28 protein-coding genes and 2 pseudogenes are annotated in these 21279 nt (G+C 45.5%); 28 read left to right on the top strand and 2 right to left on the bottom strand.

Features of this window, described 5'->3' with window-relative positions; genetic code table 11:
• Positions 1-3 precede the first annotated feature (3 nt).
• Positions 4-1782: a terminase large subunit domain-containing protein gene (locus tag IQQ51_RS18220; RefSeq protein ID WP_193841747.1), complete on the bottom strand. Its 1779-nt coding sequence runs from the start codon at positions 1780-1782 to the stop codon at positions 4-6.
• A gap of 176 nt (positions 1783-1958) precedes the next feature.
• On the opposite strand from IQQ51_RS18220, the gene IQQ51_RS18215 reads away from it, so the two are divergent.
• From IQQ51_RS18215 to IQQ51_RS18095, 25 genes and pseudogenes are all read left to right on the top strand, one after another.
• Positions 1959-2834, top strand: coding sequence for a GPO family capsid scaffolding protein (locus IQQ51_RS18215; protein ID WP_016788142.1), 876 nt, complete (start codon positions 1959-1961; stop codon positions 2832-2834).
• Positions 2835-3845 (top strand): phage major capsid protein, P2 family, encoded by a 1011-nt coding sequence (locus IQQ51_RS18210; protein WP_193841746.1) that lies wholly within the window; start codon positions 2835-2837, stop codon positions 3843-3845.
• 9 nt (positions 3846-3854) lie between these two features.
• Positions 3855-4571 carry a phage terminase small subunit gene (gene gpM, locus IQQ51_RS18205; protein WP_193841745.1) on the top strand — a complete coding sequence of 239 codons (717 nt, stop codon included), beginning with the start codon at positions 3855-3857 and terminating at the stop codon, positions 4569-4571.
• Between the two features lie 129 nt (positions 4572-4700).
• Positions 4701-5120: a head completion/stabilization protein gene (locus IQQ51_RS18200; RefSeq protein ID WP_193841744.1), complete on the top strand. Its 420-nt coding sequence runs from the start codon at positions 4701-4703 to the stop codon at positions 5118-5120.
• Positions 5117-5611 (top strand): phage tail protein, encoded by a 495-nt coding sequence (locus tag IQQ51_RS18195; RefSeq protein ID WP_193841743.1) that lies wholly within the window; start codon positions 5117-5119, stop codon positions 5609-5611. Before IQQ51_RS18200 ends, IQQ51_RS18195 begins: the two co-directional genes overlap by 4 nt.
• Positions 5595-6251 (top strand): virion morphogenesis protein, encoded by a 657-nt coding sequence (locus IQQ51_RS18190; protein ID WP_193841741.1) that lies wholly within the window; start codon positions 5595-5597, stop codon positions 6249-6251. Before IQQ51_RS18195 ends, IQQ51_RS18190 begins: the two co-directional genes overlap by 17 nt.
• 15 nt (positions 6252-6266) lie before the next feature.
• A complete protein-coding gene (locus IQQ51_RS18185; RefSeq protein WP_193841740.1) occupies positions 6267-7388 on the top strand; it encodes a DUF2586 domain-containing protein in 1122 nt (373 codons plus the stop codon).
• 3 nt (positions 7389-7391) lie between these two features.
• Entirely contained in the window at positions 7392-7847 is a 456-nt protein-coding gene (locus IQQ51_RS18180; RefSeq protein ID WP_102363524.1) for a phage protein, read from the top strand.
• Between the two features lie 12 nt (positions 7848-7859).
• Positions 7860-8078, top strand: coding sequence for a TraR/DksA C4-type zinc finger protein (locus tag IQQ51_RS18175; protein ID WP_193841738.1), 219 nt, complete (start codon positions 7860-7862; stop codon positions 8076-8078).
• Positions 8075-8497, top strand: a complete 423-nt coding sequence (locus tag IQQ51_RS18170; RefSeq protein WP_193841736.1) for a DUF5675 family protein — start codon at positions 8075-8077, stop codon at positions 8495-8497. The genes IQQ51_RS18175 and IQQ51_RS18170 overlap by 4 nt, the downstream gene beginning before the upstream one ends.
• Positions 8498-8502: 5 nt before the next feature.
• On the top strand, positions 8503-9024 hold the full coding sequence (locus IQQ51_RS18165) for a hypothetical protein (RefSeq protein ID WP_060641565.1): 522 nt from the start codon (positions 8503-8505) through the stop codon (positions 9022-9024).
• Positions 9025-9303, top strand: coding sequence for a hypothetical protein (locus tag IQQ51_RS18160; protein ID WP_193841734.1), 279 nt, complete (start codon positions 9025-9027; stop codon positions 9301-9303). It begins immediately after the preceding gene.
• Complete coding sequence (locus IQQ51_RS18155) at positions 9300-9563, top strand: putative phage tail assembly chaperone (protein ID WP_193841733.1); 264 nt, start codon at positions 9300-9302, stop codon at positions 9561-9563. Before IQQ51_RS18160 ends, IQQ51_RS18155 begins: the two co-directional genes overlap by 4 nt.
• Positions 9564-9604: 41 nt before the next feature.
• Complete coding sequence (locus IQQ51_RS18150; protein WP_167332346.1) at positions 9605-9748, top strand: DUF6890 family protein; 144 nt, start codon at positions 9605-9607, stop codon at positions 9746-9748.
• 25 nt (positions 9749-9773) lie between these two features.
• The gene (locus IQQ51_RS18145; RefSeq protein WP_193841732.1) at positions 9774-11879 is read left to right on the top strand and encodes a phage tail tape measure protein; all 2106 of its coding nucleotides are present in this window, start codon (positions 9774-9776) and stop codon (positions 11877-11879) included.
• Complete coding sequence (locus IQQ51_RS18140) at positions 11879-12211, top strand: DUF2590 family protein (RefSeq protein WP_193841731.1); 333 nt, start codon at positions 11879-11881, stop codon at positions 12209-12211. Before IQQ51_RS18145 ends, IQQ51_RS18140 begins: the two co-directional genes overlap by 1 nt.
• On the top strand, positions 12204-13391 hold the full coding sequence (locus IQQ51_RS18135; protein WP_193841730.1) for a baseplate J/gp47 family protein: 1188 nt from the start codon (positions 12204-12206) through the stop codon (positions 13389-13391). The genes IQQ51_RS18140 and IQQ51_RS18135 overlap by 8 nt, the downstream gene beginning before the upstream one ends.
• A gap of 19 nt (positions 13392-13410) precedes the next feature.
• A complete protein-coding gene (locus tag IQQ51_RS18130) occupies positions 13411-13911 on the top strand; it encodes a hypothetical protein (protein ID WP_193841873.1) in 501 nt (166 codons plus the stop codon).
• Between the two features lie 4 nt (positions 13912-13915).
• Positions 13916-14375: pseudogene (locus tag IQQ51_RS18125) on the top strand (phage tail protein); the annotation flags it as partial.
• Between the two features lie 126 nt (positions 14376-14501).
• Positions 14502-15434 (top strand): hypothetical protein, encoded by a 933-nt coding sequence (locus tag IQQ51_RS18120; RefSeq protein ID WP_193841728.1) that lies wholly within the window; start codon positions 14502-14504, stop codon positions 15432-15434.
• A 12-nt stretch (positions 15435-15446) separates the two neighbouring features.
• Entirely contained in the window at positions 15447-15752 is a 306-nt protein-coding gene (locus IQQ51_RS18115) for a tail fiber assembly protein (protein WP_193841727.1), read from the top strand.
• 9 nt (positions 15753-15761) lie between these two features.
• Complete coding sequence (locus tag IQQ51_RS18110) at positions 15762-16298, top strand: adenine glycosylase (protein WP_193841725.1); 537 nt, start codon at positions 15762-15764, stop codon at positions 16296-16298.
• Between the two features lie 9 nt (positions 16299-16307).
• Positions 16308-16997 carry a hypothetical protein gene (locus IQQ51_RS18105; protein WP_193841724.1) on the top strand — a complete coding sequence of 230 codons (690 nt, stop codon included), beginning with the start codon at positions 16308-16310 and terminating at the stop codon, positions 16995-16997.
• Positions 16988-17683 (top strand): hypothetical protein, encoded by a 696-nt coding sequence (locus tag IQQ51_RS18100; protein ID WP_193841723.1) that lies wholly within the window; start codon positions 16988-16990, stop codon positions 17681-17683. The genes IQQ51_RS18105 and IQQ51_RS18100 overlap by 10 nt, the downstream gene beginning before the upstream one ends.
• Position 17684: 1 nt before the next feature.
• On the top strand, positions 17685-17882 hold the full coding sequence (locus tag IQQ51_RS18095; protein ID WP_193841722.1) for a hypothetical protein: 198 nt from the start codon (positions 17685-17687) through the stop codon (positions 17880-17882).
• Positions 17883-17885: 3 nt separating this feature from the next.
• Here IQQ51_RS18095 and IQQ51_RS18090 read toward each other — a convergent pair whose 3' ends face one another.
• The gene (locus IQQ51_RS18090; RefSeq protein ID WP_193841721.1) at positions 17886-18587 is read right to left on the bottom strand and encodes an SPOR domain-containing protein; all 702 of its coding nucleotides are present in this window, start codon (positions 18585-18587) and stop codon (positions 17886-17888) included.
• A 238-nt stretch (positions 18588-18825) separates the two neighbouring features.
• Here IQQ51_RS18090 and IQQ51_RS18085 point away from each other — a divergent pair, with 238 nt between their 5' ends.
• The 3 genes and pseudogenes from IQQ51_RS18085 to IQQ51_RS18075 all read left to right on the top strand — a co-directional run bounded on the left by IQQ51_RS18085 (position 18826) and on the right by IQQ51_RS18075 (position 21231).
• The gene (locus tag IQQ51_RS18085; protein WP_193841720.1) at positions 18826-19116 is read left to right on the top strand and encodes a hypothetical protein; all 291 of its coding nucleotides are present in this window, start codon (positions 18826-18828) and stop codon (positions 19114-19116) included.
• A 130-nt stretch (positions 19117-19246) separates the two neighbouring features.
• Positions 19247-19504 (top strand): annotated as a pseudogene (locus IQQ51_RS18080) (IMP dehydrogenase); the annotation flags it as partial.
• A 314-nt stretch (positions 19505-19818) separates the two neighbouring features.
• Positions 19819-21231, top strand: coding sequence for a transporter substrate-binding domain-containing protein (locus IQQ51_RS18075; RefSeq protein ID WP_193841719.1), 1413 nt, complete (start codon positions 19819-19821; stop codon positions 21229-21231).
• Positions 21232-21279: the final 48 nt, after the last annotated feature.

Here is a 21279-nt window from a genome sequence, read left to right as displayed (position 1 = left end):
GATTTACATCTGCCAAGTTGATTTACGTTTTTCAGAGTGATCGAGCGGCTCATTAATGCAGGCATGGGAAATCGCCCAAAAGGCATCGGCATGCCCAGTTAACTCGCTGCGCTCTGCTTTGAAGGTCATATTGTTGCCGCTATTGGTGGTCGCTCGCTTAATGGCCATGAATGCCATGGCGATGTCTTTGTGTTCAGCATCAAACTGAATGCGGTTGGCTTCGACCACATCTATCATCTTCATCACCAAGCGGTTCTTACTCTCATTACTGTATTGAATGGCCACGGTTTCTCGTGGGTGTTTCTTGTTAATCAAGTCATAGACACCCGCGCCAATGCCTGTTGTATCAATACCCAAATAGCTCACGTTATAACGCTCAAACACTTTTGAAACTTGCTGCGCCTGGTATTGAAAATTCAACCCTCGCCAGTAGTGCTTTTCAAGTACTCTGAATTTTTCAACGGCAACAATGGGCGGTGCCACGACAACCAAGCAAGCGTTGTCTCGAGTTCGGCTTGGGTCGTAGCCTAACCAAACCTCACGGCGATCGAAGGGGTCTTTGTCATTTGGCTTGAAGTCTTGCCACCGGCTAATGTCCACCATGGCTTTTTCAAGTGCTGAGAATTTGAAGACGGAGCTGGCGCCATCAACGAAAATGCACATAAAAAGATTATCAAAATCGTCTTTGCTGTATTCGTCGCGCAGTTCATCAATATCAAAAAGCTCACAGCCGCCTACAGCTGCATCTTCAATCGTGACTATGTAACGCCATTGCTTATCTGGGCAAATTCGGCCGCCGTCTCGATATTCGTCAAACGTGGGGAACTCAATATTGGTGCGGGTATCACGGCCTCTGCGCCACTGGTCACCGGTCCAAAATGTGTAAGCCTGGTGCGTTTTAGCGGAAGGGGTCGAGAAGTAGGTTTTACGCCAGTTCTTATGAGTCGCCATAGCTGACGCGAGTTTGTTCAGCTCATCGAATTTCGGGATCCAGAAATACTCATCCACATAAACATGGCCATGATAACTTTGCGCGGTTTTTGAGTTGGTGGACAAGAATCTGAGCTCAGCCCCGTTAGAGAGAATGATCGGGTTGCCCGTCAATTCAACACCTAAAAACTCTTCACCAATCGCAATAATGTAGCTTCTGAATACTTCTGCTTGGGCGCGAGAGGCGGATAAGAATATCTGGTTATCGCCAGTCAAAATCGCATCTTCTAACGCTTCACCACTGAAATAATAGGTGGCGCCAATCTGACGAGATTTAAGAATATTACGCGTACGTTGGTGCAGGTTGTTACGCATCGTATGCTGATATTCAAAGAGCGATTCATGCCAGGTTGCGAAGTTCTCTTTGGTTAGCTCAGCAATGTTGTTCTTCTTTTTGCTCTTCTTTTCCTGCTTGTCGTCAGACTTATTAGAACGCGAGCTTTTACCGTTAGTTTTAGCTACAGGTTCAGTTTTGTTTGATGAGTGTTTCTCTCCAACTGGCTGAGCTTGAGCATGGAATTTTTTAAGTTGTACGTGGTGCTTGATGAGCCTATCAAGCATATCGAGCTGGCCTTTGGTCGGGTTTTCCAGCTCAAGCAGGGTTTCAATTCTACGCGCTATCGATTCATCAATCGTTTGCTCGCGCAACATATCGCGCCATCCAAATTTGTCAGCCCAGTGATAGATGATTCTGGTGCTGTTCAAACCTAGTTCGGAAGCGATTTCATTGGGCGTCCAAGCCTTTAAATAAAGGGAACGGGCCGCGTGTCGTGTTTCAGGAGAATATGCCATGGCCCAATCATACGCCGAGGTAACAACCTAAATTGCATAGCAAAATTCGGATGAGTTCGGATACGCCCTGTATCCGAATTGGGCGGAATTGAAGTGGCTGAAACGGGTAAATCAAAGGCGTATTGTGAATGCCAGAAACACCTAACTTACAAATTAATACTAGGTAAAAAACTCAAATGGCAAAAACCAGTGATTGGAAAATTGTAGCAACAGAAGGGCCGACGGTAGATGGTCGTAAGATCACCCGAGAATGGCTCATGCAGATTGCAGAAAATTACGCCTTGAGTGAATACACCGCTTTGATTTGGCCTGAACACAAACGCTTTGCTGGTTACGGAAGTAACTGGGGCAAAGTACTTGCCGTAAAAGCTGAAGAAGTGGATGGGAAAATGCGCTTGTTTGCCAAGCTTGAACCTAATCAATATTTACTTGAAGCCAATAAGCTTGGGCAGAAGCTGTTTACCTCCATAGAACCCAACCCTGACTATAAAGGGCAAGGAAAGTGCTACCTGATGGGATTAGCCGTGACCGATTCCCCGGCGTCGTCTGGTGTTTCATTACTTCAGTTTTCGCGACAAGAAGGTCAAACCACAGAGCTGAGTTGCAGCCAACTGGAAGAAATCAGCCTTGATGAGTGTTACTCAAAAACAGACCGATTCTTTGCCTTGTGTAATGCCTTTTTCAATTCTGGTGATGAACAACCAGAGCCACAACCTGACCCTGAACCAGAGGAAGAAGAAGTGACCGAAGAACAATTCAAAGCTGCGATGAAAGAGCAGTTCGGCATTATGAAAGGTGAGCTAAAGGATGAACTCAAACAAGAGTTTAACCTGCAAACGCAAACACCTAACGAACCCGAAGCAAAACCCGAAGGTGAAGTTCAAACGTTCTCTTTGGAGCAGTTCTCTAGTGAATTAGAGAAGCAGCTTGCTCCTGTAGCCGAACAAGTACAAAACCTTGAAACCCAGTTCGCGAAGCTTAAGCAAGAAGTCCCTGGTCAAAAGCCAGGTGAAGAAGGCAACGGCGGCGAATCAACTGTGGAGGTCGTGTAAATGCTTAATGCAGTATCGACTCAATTTTTAGATGAATATTGCCAAGCCGTAGCAAAAGCGGGCGGCGTTGTAGATGCGTCTAAGCAATTCAATATCACGCCTGTGATGGAAACCAAGCTTCGCCAAGCCATTGTTGAATCCGACTCTTTCTTAAACCGTGTTTCGAATATCTCGGTTGACCAAATTAAAGGTCAAGTAATCGATGTGGGTGACAGTGGTTTGCTGACCGGTCGAGTTAAAGACGGTCGTTTCATGGGCTCTCTTGACCAAAGCGGCAATACCTACGAGCTAACCGAAACGGACTCAGGCGCTCACATCAACTGGATCACGATGACAATCTGGGCGAACTCGGGTGGTAAAGGTCAGTGGATGAAGCTGATGAACAACGCCATCACGCGTAATTTTGCCTTAGATAAGCTGCGTATTGGTTTCCACGGCATCTCCATTGCGGGTGAGAGTACCGACCCTAAAGCAAACCCAATGGGTGAAGACGTTAACAAAGGCTGGCTACAACTCGCAAAAGAGAAGGCACCGGCTCAAGTCTTACCTGCGGTGAAATTGGATTCGACAGGGGCAACCGAGGGTTCATATCGAAACCTCGATTCACTGGTTAACGATCTGATTAACACCACTATCCATGAAGTGCATCAAGGCGACCCTGATTTAGTGGTTTTGATTGGTCGCAACTTAGTAGCCGCAGAGCAGCATCGCTTATTGGAATCGGCAGAAGTACCCTCCGAGCACAAAGCCGCGCAGAGCTTGGCTAAGACCGTTGCAGGTAAAATGGTGTATACACCGCCATTTTTCCCGCCAGACATGATTTGGGTAACGAACTTGACCAACCTGCAAATCCTGACTCAAAAAGGAACGCAGTGGCGTAAGTCTCGTAATGAAGAAGACCGTAAGCGCTTCGAAACGTCATACCTACGTATGGAAGGTTATGCGGTGGGCAATTACCACAAGTTTGCAGCGATTGAAAAAGTCACTGTCATTGTGCCAGCTGCAGGTTAAGGGGAAGACATGGCCAGTCCATTAGCAAAGTTGCGCCAAGAAGCTTTGGCAAAACAGCAAAAGCAATCGACACCTGAGAAACAGTTTGTTGCTAATCCTAACAGCCTTCACCTGCTTTTAGCTGAACTCGAAAGCGATTTGAAGGTGCTAAAAACCTTCAATCGTAAGGATGAAAAGGTTAACCACAAACGTGAAGTTTTGGTACCTAAATACCGTGAAGCGATTGAAGCTTACCTCGCTGGTGACGAGCAGTTCGATAACCCGCTATTCACTCAAATGGTAATTTGGCTCTTCGATATCGAGGATCTAGAAACAGCGATTGAGTGGTGTGACATTGCTATTGAACGCGGGCTAGATACTCCTGAGCGATTCAAGCGAGACTTTGCCACATTCTGCGCAGACGAAGTGTTGGCTTGGTCAGAACGTATGGCAGACAAAGGCCAATCGATTGAGCCTTACTTCTCCCAGGTATTTGAGAAGGTCACCGACGACTGGAGCATCAACGAAAAGCCCACGGCTAAATGGTTGAAGTTCGCGGGCCTGTACCTCCTGCGTAACGATGAAGGTAAGCCTCATGCGGCCTCTGTCGGAGATGTGCCGACGTTACAGAAAGCTCGAACTCATCTTCAAAACGCGCATGAGCAATACAGTGCGATTGGTGTTAGCACCATGATCGATAACATCGACCAACGTATCCGAGCATTAGAGAGTGGCGACAACCTCTAGCTTAAAACAGCTCCTATGCCACCGCGCCTCGACTGACGAGGAAGAGCAAGTGACTCATCACCCTGCTTATTCCATCGACTCAGTGGCTAGAGGCGCCCTAATTAACTGCAGTAGCAAAAAGGTTGAATCATGAGTTTTGGCGGGAAAGTGTATAAAACGAGTGACCAAGCCATACCTGGTGAAGGTTGGCCAAGCTTATCGACCGATGAGTTTCGCCAATTGCGCCGTATTCCGCATACGTTTGATAACGACTCTATTGCTGCGGCCATCACGATTGCTGTGCTGAATATTCAAGAGAAGTTAGATCGCTTGTTGGTTGATGGTATTCCGCCATCAATGAGCAGTGCCAAAACCGCATTGTATAAACGTGCGGTGTATGGCCGAGCTCACTCTGAATTGTTACCCGAGTTTGCGACGCAAGACAGGCGTAAAGAAGGGGACAACGCGGCGATAGATGAGCCACAACAGGCGGCACGTTTCCTAGCTCAAAGTAATAGAGATGTTTCTCAATTGCTCGGGCGCAGTGCCAATGGCATTGATTCGATATGAGCGACACGGTTTACAACAAAACCAAGCTTGAGCACTTAACGGATTACATCGTTAGCCACCTAAACAGCAATGTGCTTGATAACAAAATTGATGCTTGGCAAGAGAACGGTTCGATAGTACCAAGCGGTGAAGACCGTGGAAACGATGGCTATATCGCCTGTTATTGGAAATACCACGCGGTGGTGTCGGTTGAGGAATTTCCTCACCAGTTATTAGACCCACGCTGTTTGTTAGCTCTGGTTGCATGTTGGTTAAGCGACCATGAAGAAGACCGAAACGAACAGGAATTAGAAGACCCAACGCTATCGGTGGATGTGATCAGCAATGAAGTCGCTGATGTGAGCATAGAGCTTGAGCTGATGGAGCCTATCGAGTTGGTACCAGATTCAGAAGCCGGAATGATTACCTGGCGCGGAATTAAATACCGAGTTCAAGCCGTAGAGATTTACACCGCAGAAGAAGCGGAGTTGGTGAATGAAACCGACGATTAGTGCGAATAAAAGGGATGTGCTCAACATGCAAGAAAAGCTTGCCATGTTAGCACTACCACCAAAAAAGCGAGTTTGGATACTGAAAACCCTTGGCCGTTGGGAAAAGACCAATACACGCAAACGCATTCAGCAACAGAAAGATATTCACGGGCAAGCATTAGAGCCCAAAAAAGGGAAGAAGCGCGGCAAAGTGATGCGCCGTATGGCGAAAGGGTTAACCCCTTATGTACGAAACGCCAACATGCTCGACCTAACTTGGAGCAACAAGCTCGCCGCAAGAATTGCAGCCAGACACCACGTTGGTCAAAAGCAAAAAATGACCAAGCGTCAAATGCAAAAGCGATGGGGCACACCAAACTATTCCGCGCCTTGCTCTAAAGGGCAAGCGCGAAAGCTAAGGGAACTGGGTTACACGGTACCGAGAAAAAGCGGCAAAGGACGGAAAAAGCCAAGCCTTCGCTTACTGATGGAAACCGTTACCCATGGGCAAGCAGGGCAAATTATCCGGGAGCTGAGCAATCAGCCCAATATCACCGCTTGGGATATCCCATTAGCAGAACGCCAGATATTAGGCAGTAACGAACGCGAAGTAACCCGCCAACTCATAAAGATCTTTGAGCAGGCCAAGACGCGAACATAAGCGAGGAAATAACCAATGGCAACCGGAAAGGTAGAGGTAAACAACCTCAATTTAGGGCAAGGCGGGATTCCAGAGATTGAACGCCACCTGCTCTACATCGGGCGAACGGATAAAGCGGAACTTCAAGGCAAAGTTACCCGTGTAAACAATATGACTAACCTTGATGAAGTGGTCGCGGATGATGCGCTAGGCGCAAACGTCAAAGCCGCGCAGCTCAATGGTAAACAAAACTGGACGGGTGCCATCTTCGGTTTGGCTGACGGTGACTCTTGGGAAGACGCTGTAGATACTGCCAACCTTACCGACTCTTTCGAAGGTATTTGTATTGTTGATGTTGTGGCCGACAAAGCCGAGTTCACAACGATGCAAGAAAAAGCAACAGATCTAACGAGTAAACTTGGCCGTTGGGTGTTCTTCCTTGCGGCGTGTGCTGGTATTGATGCAGATACCCAAACGTGGTCGGACTATGAAGCCGCCATGCTAGCCCTAGTGAAAGATGTGGCAGCAAATATGGTAACGCCAGTGCCAATGCTTAACGGCAATAATGTCGGTGTGCTTGGTGGTCGCTTATGTGATCGCGCTGTTACTGTAGCCGATAGCCCAATGCGAGTCGCAACGGGAAGCCTATTAGATCTTGGTGAAATGCCAGTGGATAGCGCAGGTAAACCACTGGAAATGAGCACCATCTCAGCGTTAGCCGACGCACGTTATTCACTACCCCAGTGGTACGCCGATATGGAAGGTGTTTACTGGACAGATGCCACCACGCTGGAAGCGAAAGGCGGAGACTATCAATACCTTGAATATGTTCGCCCCGTTCACAAGCTAAATCGCCGAGTTCGAATTAAAGCGATTCGTCGTATTGCTGACCGCATTCTTAATTCAACACCACCAAGTATCGAGCTCAACCGTACTTACTTCAGTAAAGACATGCGCGACATGTCGAAGACCACTGAGATTGGCGGCATTCCGTTCCCTGGTGAAATCATGCCACCACGCGATGAAGATGTGTCAATTCAGTGGATGAGCAAAACCAAAGTAAACATTGGCTTAATGGTTCGTCCTCATAACTGCCCGAAACACATTGTGGTCAACATTGGGCTTGATCTCTCTAACCCTGCAGATTCGGAGGCGTAACCCATGAGTATGCGTATTTCTGGCAAGAACATGCACTTTTCAATGGGCGACTACAAGCTGAAAGCGCAAAAAGTCACCCTATCTATTACCGACAATTCAGCCGTGAATAAAACCTCTGGTGTGCCAGATGGTTGGGTAGATGGCGACGTAGAAGCAAGCGGTGAAATGGAACTCACTACTCAACAGTTTAACCAGTTGAGCAAAGCAGCAAGCCAAGCGGGCTCATGGCGTGGGTTGCCTGATTTCGATGCGCTTTTCTTCGGCAAGATTGATAAAGATGAGCTGAAAGTAGAAGCCTTTGGTTGTCGAATCAAAATCTCTGATTTGCTCGATGTTGATTCTAACGGTGGCAGCGCATTGGTTCACAAACTGCCGTTTGAAGTCACAAGCCCAGACTTTGTGAAGATCAACGGCACATCATATCTGCGTTCGGACGAAACCGAAGACTTGGTGCAGTAATAAGGGGGCGTGATGTCTGATGTTATCGACCATGCCAGTGGCCTTGAAACCCAATTCACAGAAGTGGCGCTTGCCAACCAACTGGCAAGGGCTAAGCGAATTGAAAAATGGGAAAGCGCACAGGAATGCGGCGAATGTGGCGACCCGATACCCGAAGAACGCCGCCAGAAAGTACCAGGGTGCCAATACTGCACCCTGTGCCAAAGCAACATAGAGAGATTTAAGCGATGAAGCATTTGGTTTTAAAGCGCCGTTACTTTCCCCACGGTACCTATTCAACGTTACACCGTGCCGATGGTAGTCAGGTGTGTTGTGTTGTTGAGCGACCTTGGCAGAACAACGCGCCATCTGAGTCCTGTATTCCAGAAGGTAGCTACACGCTTTTTCCTCATAAATCGCCAAAGTTTGGTGAGTGCTATGCATTGGAAAGCAAAGACCTTGGTGTGACTCGACAAGGGCCAAGCCTACGAACTCATATTTTGATTCACAAAGCGAATTCGCCTAAGCAGCTTCAAGGTTGTTTGGCTCCTGGTGTGGATTTTGGTTTTGTGGGTGATGAATGGGCAGTGATGAACTCAACCGCTGCATTTAACAACCTGATGGCAGAGCTTGGCGGAGAGCCAGCAAGCCTAACAATTCTAAAGGACTGATTGATATGTGGGAAAAAGTTAAATCACTTATTGGTTCGGCTGCACCATTGGTTGGCACCTTAATTGGTGGCCCAGCAGGGGGCGCGGTAGGTGGATTAGTTGCTAATGCCCTTGATGTTGAAAATACGCCAGAAGCTATTGAACAGGCGTTGGTCAATGACACTGAAGCATTGTTCAAACTGCGTCAATTGGAGAAAGAGCATGAGCAAGAGCTTAAACGTCTCTCCATTGAAGAAGGTCGCTTAGCTTTGGAAGCCAAACGAGCCAATTTAGCAGATACGCAGCATGCACGTGAGCAGCATAAAGATCACTGGATGCCAAGCCTTTTAGCTTTGTTGCTTTGTGCCATGGTCGCTGGAATGTTTGCCGCTTTGTTCTTCGGTGAACCATCGAAAGAGTATGCCCAAGTGCTGATCATGATTTCCGGTACCGTGCTAGGTGCGTTTGGCACAGGGGTAGCTTTTTGGTTGGGTAGTAGCAAAGGCAGTGCGGACAAGAGTAAAAAACTGAATTTACAAGGGGGCTAGATGGAAGATTGGCGCGTGTTGCTCGGATTGGGAGGCTTCCTGTTAACGCTGATCGGTTTTGTGTACACCCGCGCTGAGAAATCCGCAGCAACAACCCGAGATCTCGAACTGCGGACTCACAAAAACGAGCTGGCAATTGCCAACCAACGAGCGGATGTTGCAGAAAAATACGCCACCAAGCATGAGCTACGGGAAGCCGTAGACGATTTGAAAGATTCAATTAATGGACGGTTCGACCGTTTGGAAAACAAATTAGATAAAGAGCGAGAAGTAGCATGACAAAATCAATTGTTTTAACCGTTGGCACGACAGACCTTGAATTCAACCCAACGCCAGCCGAATACGACGAAGCACAAAATACAATTTTGCAAGGTGATGCGAGTAGTGCAGCACATAACTTCTTGATGAATAGCGTTAGTGAAGGTTCAAAAGATGCGCTGCGCGAGATTACTAAACAGAACCCAGGTGCAGCAACGCAGATTTACGGTGCCGTTCTTAAAGAGTACGCGCCTAAGCTTTCCATCTCGGTAAAAAAATAGATGGGCTTGTCGCTGCCATTGATAGTAGTGACAGGCAAAAAATGTATGCGTGGCGGCGAAAGTGGTTACCTAATGAACCGGATACTGATCAGAACCTTGCTTATGCGATTTGGTTAGAGAAGAACCATTGGGAAAACATGCAAGCCGTCACCGCTAGCGGTGTTGCCAAAGCCTTTGGCGGTTAACCACTAAGCAAATAGAGAATTGTTGATGTTACCAGAAGCACTCAGATTTCAAGTTGGACTCATTGACCAGATTTCAAAACCTTTGGGCAATATTCAACGACAAATGACCGATGTCACCAACGCCTATCGTCAAGGTACTCATACCATGATGGCTGGTGCGGCAGGCATGGTAGGTGCAGGTTTCGCATTACAACAAGCCTTGATGCCTGCCATTGAAATGGATAGGGCATTAGGTGAGGTTAAATCTCTTGGTGTTGCTGATGAGCAGCTGAATCAGCTAAGTGACACGGCACTTGAATTTGCCGTGGACTATGGCAAGTCAGCCTCAGATTTTGTAGCAGCTTCCTATGATATTCAATCCGCTATTTCTGGCTTAGGAGGCAACGAGCTTTCTGAGTTTACCCGTGCGTCTGGGGTGCTCGCTGCAGCGACTAAAGCGGATACCTCAACCATTACCAACTATGTTGGCACCATGTACGGCATTTTCCAAAATTCAGCCAACGAAATGGGTAAGGCGGACTGGGTAAATATGTTGGGTGGTCAAACTGCGAGAGCGGTTCAGATGTTTAAGACCACGGGTGATGGCATGTCATCGGCGTTCACCTCGGTAGGTGCTGCGGCAACCTCTGTTGGTGTCGGCATGACTGAGCAAATGGCGATTCTTGGTACTTTGCAGTCCACCATGAGTGGTAGTGAAGCGGGTACCAAATATCGTGCGTTCTTAGCGGGTACGGCAAAAGCTCAAGAAGCCTTGAATATGCAGTTCACGAATGCTCAAGGTCAAATGCTGCCAATCGTCGATATCTTGAATCAAATCAAGGGCCGTTATGGTGAAACAATCTCCGTAGCGGAAGCGGCAGAGCTGAGTAAAGCGTTTGGTACTCAAGAAGCTACAGCCATGATCCAACTTCTGATGCAAAACACTGATGGGCTCGCCACTTCAATAAATGAGCTCGGCAAAGTCAAAGGGCTTGATGTTGCTGAGCAAATGGCGGGAGCCATGACCGACCAATGGGAGCGGTTAGAGCAAGGCGTTTTTGCCATAAGTGCTGCTTTTGGTTCTGTGCTTCTACCTGCCATCTTGCCTGTTGTTGGCGGCATGGCTAAAGGAGCTACCGCAATTGTTCAATGGACGCAGATGTTCCCGAACCTCACTAAATACATTGGCTTTGCAGCAATAGCGATTTTAGGTGCTGCGGCAGCAGGCGGTGCATTTACCTTGATGATGGGTGTGGGTAAGCAAGCAATGGCAACTTACATGCTCACAATGAAGATGTTCACGGGAGTGAGTTTCTTATTAACCAAGGGCATGGCAGCACTACGTGTGGCCGTGTTAGCAGCCAACATTGCGATAGCGGCTAACCCAATCACTTTGGTCGTTGGTGCAGTGGTAGCGGCAATCGCAGCAGTAGGGGCATTGATTTACTACTGGGATGATCTCAAAGCTTCATTTGGTGACACAACGTGGTTTCAGGTACTAGAAGGAGCAATCACGTTAATCACCCTGCCATTTAAGGCCATGTTCGAGTTTGTTAAAGCTGGTTGGCAGTGGGTGATGAGTGGCTTCACCGATAGCAGTGGCTTTGCTTTCATTGGGCAAATGGTGTCGTGGTTGAAAGGCGGGTTTGAGAGCCTAGTGTTGGGTTGGCATATGTTTACAGCGGAAATGGCTGATACATGGTGGTTTACCGCAATTTCTAGTGCGGTAGAACTGGTGACGTTGCCATTTCAAACCCTATTCAACTTCCTATCGGCAGGTTGGCAGTGGGTGATGAGTGGTTTTACCGATACCAGTGGCTTTGCCTTTATTGGGCAAATGGCCGACTCGATGCGAAACATCTTTGGGAGCGTATTTAGTTGGTTAACAGACAAGTTGGCAGGCATCTGGGAAACCATGAAAGGGCTGATTGACTGGATACCAGGTTTTGGCAGTGATGATGAAACGGCTCCGGTTCAATCTGAGTCAGTAAAACGCGCGACACCTCAAGCACAAATTCAGCCAGGTGGCGCGGCCAAGAGCATTGCTAGCTATCAAACGAGCTCAACCAATTACGGTGGTGTGGCAATTTATCCAACCTACATGAATAGCCCACAAGACATGGCAAGTGAATTAGAAATGGCGGCAGGCTAATGGCAGATTTTAAATACCAAGATTTGCTCATTGAAAACGGTGATATGGTGCTTGATGCAGGCCGTAACCCTGTATTGATTCAAGACAGAGCGGTGATCGCCCAAGACATTAAACACGCCATTATCGAGAGTAACTTGGCCGTGTATCTGATTGCAGAGCGCAGCCCTTCAAAAAAGGCGGATGCTCGGACACAGCTAGAACTCTTGGTTGAAGAAGATGTGCGGCTGGTACCAGGTACAGTGCGTATTGACGAAGTTAATGATGGCTTAATTTACATTTTTGCAGAAACTCTTGAGTTTGGCGAAGTAAGCACAGAGGTGAACCTTGACTGATATACCTAAACCAGATTTTACCGAACTTGCTAAAAAAGCAGGCTTGCCTCTTGATGAAGACCAATGGAAAGCGGTGCTGAAAGAGGAAGCGGAGAAGCAAGGTAGCATCATTGCTAACGACTCCAAGTACTCACCGTTTTGGCGTTTGATTGAAACCATGGTGATCAGCCCAACAGTGTGGCTTATCAATACGTTTTTGGTTGGGTATGTTCTGCCAAATATGTTTGTTGCTACGGCTGTGGGCAAATGGCTCGACTTATGGGCTTGGCAGTTTAACGTACAACGCAAACCTGCAACTAAAGCACTAGGGCAAATAGTGTTTCATCGCGCAGCATCAAAGGGGCCGGCTATTGTCGTTCCTAAAGGGACATTTATTCAAACTGACCCTATTAACGGCACTGTTTATCGAGTGGTGTTAAAAGAAGATACCACGCTGCCTGAAAATGAGCTGTCGGTTATTGGTGAAGTGGAAGCAGAGCATGAAGGTGCGGCCTATAACCTTGGTGAGGGTTACTACCACATTTTTGCTACTGCAGTGCCAGGTATCGGACAAGTCGTGAACTCAGCTGATTGGCTTATTGAAGCCGGAGCCGACGAAGAGAGTGATGATCAGCTTCGAGTTCGTATCCGCAACCAGTTCAGCGGCGTGGCAAAGTGGCATATAGACGCGGCATACCGTTCATTACTCATGTTACGAGCGGGTATCAACAGTGAAAATGTTTACTTCGAGCATAACGCGCCACGCGGTGCGGGTTCAGCCAATGCATTCATTTTGCTGGACTCGGGCGAACCTTCTTCTCAAATGCTTAGTGACTTAAATAATCATATCAATCGCGATGGTAACCACGGTCATGGTGATGATCTTCTTGTGTATGCGATGCCAGGTAACTTGATTGATGTGACATGTAATGCGTGGGTTGGTCGAGTGTTAACAGGGGCTGAAAGGCAAGACCTAGAAACGAATATCGGCCTATTCATTGGTTCAGCATTTAGGCAGAACACGGACTACAAGGCGACGAAAACTAAACCATCATCGCGCTTTAGTTTTTCTAAATTGGCGCAAGAGCTTCACGGCCAGTTCCCTGAACTAGAGTCAATTGAATTCGATAATGCTGATATTGCTAATGGTATGGAAGTACCTCGTATTAGTAGCTTTGGGGTGACCATTGCAACTGCCTGAATTTAAGTTAAAGCACTGGATGGGCAAAGGGGAAATACTCAAATTAGCTAACGCCCTTCTTGGATACTGGGATGCAATCAAAGCCGTGTTGGAGTGGCCGCTGCAGCAATTAGACCCGATGGTAGCCCCCATTGAGTTTGTGGACTTGATTGCTTGGCAACGTGACATCGAGCGACTACCTGAGGAGCCAGAAGAAATTTATCGCATACGGGTGAACTTTGCGTACCCCTTTGCGGCAGGTGGCGGCTCAGAAGTGGGTTGGGAAGATATGTTTGCCAAACTTGGTTACCCACATATAAAAATTGACGAACGGCTGAACTATTACCCATGGGATATCGTGAGCGTCAAAGTGAAAGACGGTGACATTAACGATGTACCTGGTTTGATGGATGCCATTGTAAGGCAATATGGACGAACATGCCGACGATACAGCTTTGATGTGACCACTACCGCTAATTTTCATGTTTCGGTCGCTGAGTTCAGCCATACCCATGAAACTTACTCAGCTTCAATAGGATAAGAATATGGCAGTCATTACTATCGCGGGCGAACAGCTTATTGCACAAAAGCAGCAAGCGGAAGAGCCACTAGAAATTGCAGAGTTTGTGTTGGCTTACGTGCCACGTGTTGATCCTTCAGTGCCGCCAGAAAGAAATCAGTCGTTGCCTCCAAGCAACCAAATTCGACTAAGAATGGCCCCAACGCGAAGTGCCTATGTGAATTCGAATGAAGTGGTTTACTCACTCATTTTGGATAACACACTGGGTAACTTTGATTTCAATTGGCTTGGGCTAGTCAGTGAAGAAGGTGTGTTGGTGTCGGCCAACCACATGGTGGTGCAGTCTAAGCGCAAGAATAACGAATTGACGGGTGAAGAAGGAAACAACTTAACGCGTAACTTCTTGCTCAAGTTCTCGGGCGCACAAGCCATCACAAATATCACCGTGCCAGCCGAAACTTGGCAATTCAATTATTCAGACAAAATTAATTACTTTGACACGATGGTGGTGTCTTTAGCAGCAAATCATTTTGCTTCTCAAAAACACATTATCGAGCTTTATCACAAGAACATTCAAATCACTGAACGACTGAATGCATTGGAGAAACAAAATGGTTAATCAAAATGTTGAGCAGCTATTGCGGGAAGCGATAGACCAGTCGATGGCTCAAACGCAAGAAAGCCGAGAATTGGCAGACGAAGTTTCTGGAAAAATGGGTGAGATTGACAGTAAAGTCAATCAGAAAATGTCTGAGATGGATACCAAAATATCTCAAGCGACAGGAGATATTGATTCAGCAATCCAAGGGAAAGTTGATATTGTTCTTTTTGTTGATTCTAGTGAAGGGACAACAGAAGGCAGTGGAACAAGCTCAGATCCGCTTGATACAGTAGAGAGTGCTTTTGAAAAAATCATCCCTGGAACTAAGGCACTTATCTATTTGACCGGAGATGGCCGCCGTTATGTTCTAAATGAAAAAGTTATTGCTGACAATGTAACAGTAACATTCAAACCTTATCGAGCTAACGGTACTAACCCAGTGCTTACTCATTCAGCTAAGAAGAATGGAGATAATATTGAAGCTAAAAGCTTCCTATTGAAAGGAGGAAGTAATTTTCAATTTTATGGTGTCGATATTGAAACTTGTCGCTGGCAAGATTGGGTGTCGTCAGGAGTCCCAGTGAATTACATAAGCGCATTGTTTGGGACACATTCAAATGGTGTAACAGGTGGGCGAGTAACATTCTATTCATCGAACATCACTCTAAATAACAGCGCGCTAGTTCAGCAACATACTAGTGGAACGATTGGTTGGTTAGATACTATCTCTATTGTTTATTCGTCGGTTACGAAGCGTGATTTATCAAGTGACTTAATCACTAATGGTTTCCAATATTTAGTGGATCAGTATGGGGTGGCAAACATTCCATTTGATTTAGAGATTATTTCTTTATCTTTGAATGGTGGTATTACGTTGCCTGAGTTAATCGGTCCACTCGTTGGCAAAGATAACATTCGTTCAACAGTACCACTAACTGCTTAATAGGGGCTAAAAATGCAAATGATTGCTCATGTAGAAATAAACGGGTGCCACTATTACAACGTGACGGTAGAAGACCTACAAGCGTTAGGTGTTGGACAAAGTATCATTGATGCGGCGTTGGATAATGAACGATGGAAGGAAATTTCAGGAAAACGCAGTCAGTTGTTATTTGAAACCGACTGGACGCAGGGGCAAGACAGCCCGTTAAATCCTGAAAAAATCGCTGAGTTCGCAGCGTACCGCCAAGAGCTACGAGATGTTCCTCAGACCTACAGCGATCCAACTAAGGTTGTGTGGCCAGAAAAGCCAGAATTATAGGTAGAAAAAATGCTAACTCTCGACGGTTCACAACTCCCACTAAAGAACTTGCGCATTAGCGTTCGCCAACAGTTAGCCGGACAAGATATGTCCGGCCAAACTTCGGCCACCGACCAAGCAGAAACAGGTACTAAGGGCAAAATTCTAACCATAAAAGGTGTGATCCCGTTCAGTAAGAACCAACTTCTCACCAATCTGTTTAGCATGGCCGAAGCGTTAGAAAATGGCTCTCGCCATATCTACCGTATCAGTAACAAAACAGCAGAAGCTTTGAAAATTCGCCAGGTGAAATTCCAAGGTGCAGTCCGTGCCGATGAGCAAGATTCTCATAGGCAATGGAGCGTTTCATTCGAACTTGTTGAGTACTTATCGGTACCAGAACGAGTTGAGCAACGTCAACCAGATGAGCCTGCAGCTCAACAAAAAGTGCAAGGTGTGAGTACGCCAGTTGAAATAGGACAAACCAAGGATGTGCCGCCAGATACAGAAGTCGAATTAACTGGTGTAATGAAGGTGCTAAAAGCTGTCGATAATGCTTTGGGCTAATGGTGATTTATGACGACAACCAACAAGTTCCTTTGCCGCGCTTATCTGGGCAAAGATAAAGCCAAGGTGAAAAGCCATCGCATTGTCTTTAGCGAAAACACACCAGGTCGTTGTGAGCTTGCTATTGAAGGTAACCCCGAACTTAATACCATCATTGCGGTAGATTTAGGTTGGGGCAGTGATATCAGCCGTGTTTTTCTTGGTTACATTGAGCGAGTACAACCTGCAGAAAAAGGTTGGTCGAAAGTGTTTTGCCGCGAATTAGCGGCAATACTTTATAAGCCACTCAACATCATCATGCGTCACCCGACACTTATGCAGCTGCTTAGCGAAGTGACTAATAAAACGGGACTTCAATTTGTGGTGCCAGAGAAAGCCTACAGTAAAACAGCCATTCCTTGTTTTTATAGCGATGGTAACGGCTATCGAGTTATGGACGAATTAGCTCAAGCGTTCAGCATTGATGGCTTGTTCTGGCAGCAACAAGGCAATGGGCAAATATACGTAGGTAGTTGGAAAGATTCATTCTGGGCAGATAAGCCAGTCACCGTACCTAATGAGCTAATGACAAACCACACAGCCAATAAATCAGTAAAGATACCGGCTATTCCAAAGCTAAAGCCAGGTATTGTCGTGAATGGACTTCGATTAATTGGTGTAGAGTTTGAAGGAACGGAGGCAAAGCTAACATGGATGTGAATGTTATTAAGCGTATTATCTTCCGGTTGTTCCCAGAGTTTACAGGCCAGTGGCACTTGCCAAGATGGGGAAAGGTTGTGGCATTGCCAGAACTACCAGAAGAGGGTGACTTATCTGATCGCTTTTATCCTTATTATGCCGTGGATGTTCAGCTACTCGATGAAAAGGGCATGGAATACGAAGGTAAACCGCCACTGCAGGCGGTACCGCTTCCAGTTCCAGGTCTTGGTGATCATGCTGGCCGATTAGAGCCACCTGCTATTGGCAGCATTGTAGAGTTAGGCTTTATGTTCGGACAACCAGACAAACCTTTTATTCGTTGCGTTCTTCCACTTGGCTTCCAGTTACCAGGTATCAAAGAAGGTGAAAGCCGATACCAACAACGCAAAGGCGTTTATCACTTAGTAGATCAAGACGGAAACTTTGAACGAAAGACAGATAAAGACGATAAATTGGAATGTCTTAACCAACGCATCAAAGTACTGGAAAACCGTTTGGCCGAAATTGAAGGTGATCACACGGAAACCGTCAAAGGTAATAAGGCAACCACGGCTAAGAATATCACCGAGGATGCAGATTCTATAAAGATGAATGGTGGTAAGGGAGTATGCACAGGTGCAAGCATTTGCCCGTTTATGGGTAAGCCACACGTAGACGTATCAACCACCGTATTTGCAGGTAAGTAAGATGGCATTAAGCAAAGCATCACTAAAAGAGAAGTTAGAAAACGAGTTGAAAGCGCAAGGCTTTGTTCTTGATGGTGAATTCGCGATGGCTGGCATGATGGCCGAAGCTATCGCGAATGCTGTGGTTGATGAGATCACACAAAACGCACAAGCTAATATTACGAGTGGAAGTTCATCAGGCTCTTACAAAATCAGTTAACGTCTATTCTATTTGTTTAGCTTTGGAACCAGTAATTTCTTCTAGTTCATTGATAATCTTTACGACATCGCCTGGCTCTTTCGCTTTGCCTGAAACAACGATTCGAAAAAAATCGGGGCTACTAACGATTGAGGTGTTATACCCTCGCTCGGTGAGGTCTTTTTGCACATTAATCGCATTGTCTTTATCCCTTAGTACCATTAGTTGTAAAAGAAAATGACTGGAGTTATTGGAATATTTCTTTTGTTCATCAATACTCTCTGCGAGGTAATCAGTTAGAGCTGTTGATACACCTTCTTTAATGTAATTGGTGAAGTATAGTCTAGCGCTATCAGTAGTCCCTCCAATTAATAGTGCTCCATATTTTGGTGTTTCTAGGAGCACGTTCTCTCCACTTGTTAACCTTGTACCAAAACGAATATCTACATTAAGAGCATAGCCAGTATGAACAGAACTCCCGCTATGGACTGGCATGCATTTCACATAAACAGATAAGTTTTGGTCTAGGTCTTTACTAGGTGAAATCCTAGCTCGTAAAAACTCACCATCCAAGCCGTGTTTTAACGTTGAATACTCAAGAGGGCAGTCTTCACTAACAGTTAGGAAGAACCCTAAGCTTAAGGCTTCGGTTGACTTACCTTCTTCCGGTAGTGCATAGAGTGAGCTAGAAAATAGAAGTAAAAATGTTAGAGGAAACCATCTCATGTATAAACCCTTGTGCTAGGTGCTTAGCGCCATAATTGTTATTTACATTAAATAGAATAGCGTTTCAAATCGAGCTATTGTTCGCTGTAAGTCAAATTTTCTGAGCATTAAACACAGAGGGTTAGGGGGGAGAGGACTTTCTTTGTTAAGTCAGACGAAATTATCTGACAAACCATTTGAATAACCAGGGCTGACAATCTCAAGATTGATTCATAAGCCAGCAAATCTTGGAGGATAAATGATTGTAGCTAAGGAGTTGATTCCGCTGTGCCATTACATACGAGAGACAATCGTACATGCGCTTGGTGGAGAACCGAATGACTTTGATTCAGATAATGACTTAGAAAATTACATAGGAAGCATAGACATCAACATACTAAATCAACTACATGATTTAATAGTGATGCTCGATTACTTCTACGCTTTAGTATTAGCTAATCAACCCTTGGGAAGTGAAGCGCGTGAATTGCTAGATACAGCGAATAGATTAATCATAGATGTAAAACAAATGAATGAATTGAGTTGGTGAAAATGGCGGCAAAAATGGCGGCATTCATTGTAAAACAGCGTAATTTATGGGTATAAGACGTCATTTTTCACTGTTTATAAATATAGTGGTTTTGTTTTAAGTTTCTGATTTTGTTGAATTATTCTTTGTTTTTGTTAAGTTCTACGGCATGTCTTCACAGTCGGCTATGGACAAGCACTCAGGTGGTGTTGCTAAGTACCGTGCTGCGGAAGGTAAAACTGTTTTACTTCCATACCGTGGTTCAGTTCACAACACAATTTCTGACATCCTTGGTGGTGTACGTTCAACTTGTACATACGTAGGCGCAGCAAAGCTTAAAGAGCTAACTAAGCGTACTACTTTCATCCGTGTACAAGAGCAAGAGAACAACGTATTCGGTAAAGAGTAATCTGAACGAGTTCGAATAGTTTGAAGATCTAGAGCCGCTTTTTAGCGGCTCTTTTTTGTTTGGGATTTAGTAAGTGGCAGCAGGTACATCACAACCTTAACTTGACTAATTGGTGTAGTAAAATCAATTGCGTGTTTATCTTTTTCTAAAGTCAACGTCAGCAGTCAATCAGAATAATACTAGCACTAAGGTTTCGCTTGATATCATCATTTGTCGAAATTTTTCAATATGATACATCTGTTTTTAATGATAATGCCAACGTTATAGGCTAGGATTGACTGTTAATCCAATGTAATTAATCAGGTGCGTTTGATATGCTGAAGTTGCTAGCAAAATCTGTTTTGACTTGTGTGTTTCTTATACACGTAGCGTTCGCACAAACTGTGCAATTAACGGAAGATGAGAAGCGATGGATTGATAACGCTCCTGTTATTAAAACGAACAACTCAAGTGGAAACGCCCCCTTTGATTTTATCGAAAATGGTGCTCCAGCGGGCTACTCCATTGAATACCTTCAATTACTGGGGGATAAAGTTGGTTTATCTTTTGAGTTTGTTCAAGGAAAAACGTGGAGTGAGTACAAGCAATTTGCTGAAGACCGACACATCGATTTACTTCATCTCGTTAGTAAATCTGAGGACCGAAAGCGTTACCTTAATTATACTCAATCCTACTTTACCGGTTCACCGAGCCTTCTATACGCGAAAAAAAGCAAAGCGTTAATCAGTAGTTATACTCAATTAGGAAGCAAAAAAGTCTCTGTTCTTCGAGATACTGTTGACCAAAGGTTGCTTTCACAATTATACCCAGATGTGCAGTTACAAGGTGTTGATAGCATTCATCAAGGCGTGAATTCTATTTTGAAAGGCGATAGTGACTACTTTTTATGTTACCCAAGTATATGTGATACATACTTGAGCAGTCGATTCTTATCACTGGTTGAGTCTCGAGGTCATTTGGGTATTGCTGAAATAGCAGAGCCAAAGCAAGCCTATTTTGCTGTAAGGAAAGATTGGCCAGAACTCGTATCTATTCTCAATAAAGCGATCTCCTCCGTTACGCCGGAAGAAAAGAGACGTTTAGCTGATAAATGGGTTAATCAACAACAATCATTGCCACTTGAAAAAGGCCTATCGGAAGAAGAGCAATTGTGGCTGGACAACAATAAACGGCTAATTTACTCGCAGCCGACCAAATACTCTCCTTACTCTTATGTTGAAGAAGATGGGACTATGGGGGGGTTAGCTGCAGATTTGGTTAAAGAGCTTAACATCAAATACGATGTAGGCAGCTATTATGTTGATTACCCTAACTGGACTGAAACTTACCAAGCATTGCTTGAAGGTGAAATCGATTTTATCCCCACGATCAATATCAATGAAAAAAGAAAGCAAGAAGTCCTATTGAGCAATCCTGTTCTTACCTATTATTTAACCATTTTTTCTCACGATGATGGTCCAGTGTTCAGCAGTCTAGACGAATTAGCAGGTTACCGTATTGGAGTTAGCAAGAACTCTTCAGTAGCAAGGTTACTGCAGAAAAACTATCCTGACCTTAACTATGTCACATACAAAAATGGGGTTGACGCCTATAAAGCTCTAGATAGAGGGGACGTCGATGCTACTGCCACAAGTCCGCATGTTATGTCCCAAACGATCAGTGAACATGGTCTAGAGCAGGCGTTGTTGCCTAAATCAGTTGAACCTTTTCCAAGTCCCGTGATCTGAACCTTTGTGATAGTTAGAACGGTGGTGACATGGGTAAAGCGAAAAAGA

The organism is Vibrio sp. OPT18 (assembly GCF_015163615.1).
Lineage (GTDB): Bacteria > Pseudomonadota > Gammaproteobacteria > Enterobacterales > Vibrionaceae > Vibrio > Vibrio coralliirubri.
This window is presented reverse-complemented; position numbering and strand designations above follow the sequence as displayed.

Excerpts from the sequence above, each read along its gene's own strand:
- IQQ51_RS18150 (WP_167332346.1), top strand. The coding sequence starts at position 9,605 with ATGTATGCGTGGCGGCGAAAGTGGTTACCTAATGAACCGGATACTGAT.
- IQQ51_RS18095 (WP_193841722.1), top strand. The coding sequence starts at position 17,685 with ATGGCATTAAGCAAAGCATCACTAAAAGAGAAGTTAGAAAACGAGTTG.
- IQQ51_RS18130 (WP_193841873.1), top strand. The coding sequence starts at position 13,411 with ATGGGCAAAGGGGAAATACTCAAATTAGCTAACGCCCTTCTTGGATAC.
- IQQ51_RS18220 (WP_193841747.1), bottom strand. The coding sequence starts at position 1,782 with ATGGCATATTCTCCTGAAACACGACACGCGGCCCGTTCCCTTTATTTA.
- IQQ51_RS18170 (WP_193841736.1), top strand. The coding sequence starts at position 8,075 with ATGAAGCATTTGGTTTTAAAGCGCCGTTACTTTCCCCACGGTACCTAT.
- IQQ51_RS18190 (WP_193841741.1), top strand. The coding sequence starts at position 5,595 with ATGAAACCGACGATTAGTGCGAATAAAAGGGATGTGCTCAACATGCAA.
- IQQ51_RS18110 (WP_193841725.1), top strand. The coding sequence starts at position 15,762 with ATGCTAACTCTCGACGGTTCACAACTCCCACTAAAGAACTTGCGCATT.
- IQQ51_RS18165 (WP_060641565.1), top strand. The coding sequence starts at position 8,503 with ATGTGGGAAAAAGTTAAATCACTTATTGGTTCGGCTGCACCATTGGTT.
- IQQ51_RS18215 (WP_016788142.1), top strand. The coding sequence starts at position 1,959 with ATGGCAAAAACCAGTGATTGGAAAATTGTAGCAACAGAAGGGCCGACG.
- IQQ51_RS18175 (WP_193841738.1), top strand. The coding sequence starts at position 7,860 with ATGTCTGATGTTATCGACCATGCCAGTGGCCTTGAAACCCAATTCACA.
- IQQ51_RS18090 (WP_193841721.1), bottom strand. The coding sequence starts at position 18,587 with ATGAGATGGTTTCCTCTAACATTTTTACTTCTATTTTCTAGCTCACTC.
- IQQ51_RS18160 (WP_193841734.1), top strand. The coding sequence starts at position 9,025 with ATGGAAGATTGGCGCGTGTTGCTCGGATTGGGAGGCTTCCTGTTAACG.
- IQQ51_RS18185 (WP_193841740.1), top strand. The coding sequence starts at position 6,267 with ATGGCAACCGGAAAGGTAGAGGTAAACAACCTCAATTTAGGGCAAGGC.
- IQQ51_RS18180 (WP_102363524.1), top strand. The coding sequence starts at position 7,392 with ATGAGTATGCGTATTTCTGGCAAGAACATGCACTTTTCAATGGGCGAC.
- IQQ51_RS18200 (WP_193841744.1), top strand. The coding sequence starts at position 4,701 with ATGAGTTTTGGCGGGAAAGTGTATAAAACGAGTGACCAAGCCATACCT.
- IQQ51_RS18145 (WP_193841732.1), top strand. The coding sequence starts at position 9,774 with ATGTTACCAGAAGCACTCAGATTTCAAGTTGGACTCATTGACCAGATT.
- IQQ51_RS18100 (WP_193841723.1), top strand. The coding sequence starts at position 16,988 with ATGGATGTGAATGTTATTAAGCGTATTATCTTCCGGTTGTTCCCAGAG.
- IQQ51_RS18195 (WP_193841743.1), top strand. The coding sequence starts at position 5,117 with ATGAGCGACACGGTTTACAACAAAACCAAGCTTGAGCACTTAACGGAT.
- IQQ51_RS18210 (WP_193841746.1), top strand. The coding sequence starts at position 2,835 with ATGCTTAATGCAGTATCGACTCAATTTTTAGATGAATATTGCCAAGCC.
- IQQ51_RS18120 (WP_193841728.1), top strand. The coding sequence starts at position 14,502 with ATGGTTAATCAAAATGTTGAGCAGCTATTGCGGGAAGCGATAGACCAG.
- IQQ51_RS18075 (WP_193841719.1), top strand. The coding sequence starts at position 19,819 with ATGCTGAAGTTGCTAGCAAAATCTGTTTTGACTTGTGTGTTTCTTATA.
- IQQ51_RS18155 (WP_193841733.1), top strand. The coding sequence starts at position 9,300 with ATGACAAAATCAATTGTTTTAACCGTTGGCACGACAGACCTTGAATTC.
- IQQ51_RS18105 (WP_193841724.1), top strand. The coding sequence starts at position 16,308 with ATGACGACAACCAACAAGTTCCTTTGCCGCGCTTATCTGGGCAAAGAT.
- IQQ51_RS18140 (WP_193841731.1), top strand. The coding sequence starts at position 11,879 with ATGGCAGATTTTAAATACCAAGATTTGCTCATTGAAAACGGTGATATG.
- IQQ51_RS18085 (WP_193841720.1), top strand. The coding sequence starts at position 18,826 with ATGATTGTAGCTAAGGAGTTGATTCCGCTGTGCCATTACATACGAGAG.
- gpM (WP_193841745.1), top strand. The coding sequence starts at position 3,855 with ATGGCCAGTCCATTAGCAAAGTTGCGCCAAGAAGCTTTGGCAAAACAG.
- IQQ51_RS18115 (WP_193841727.1), top strand. The coding sequence starts at position 15,447 with ATGCAAATGATTGCTCATGTAGAAATAAACGGGTGCCACTATTACAAC.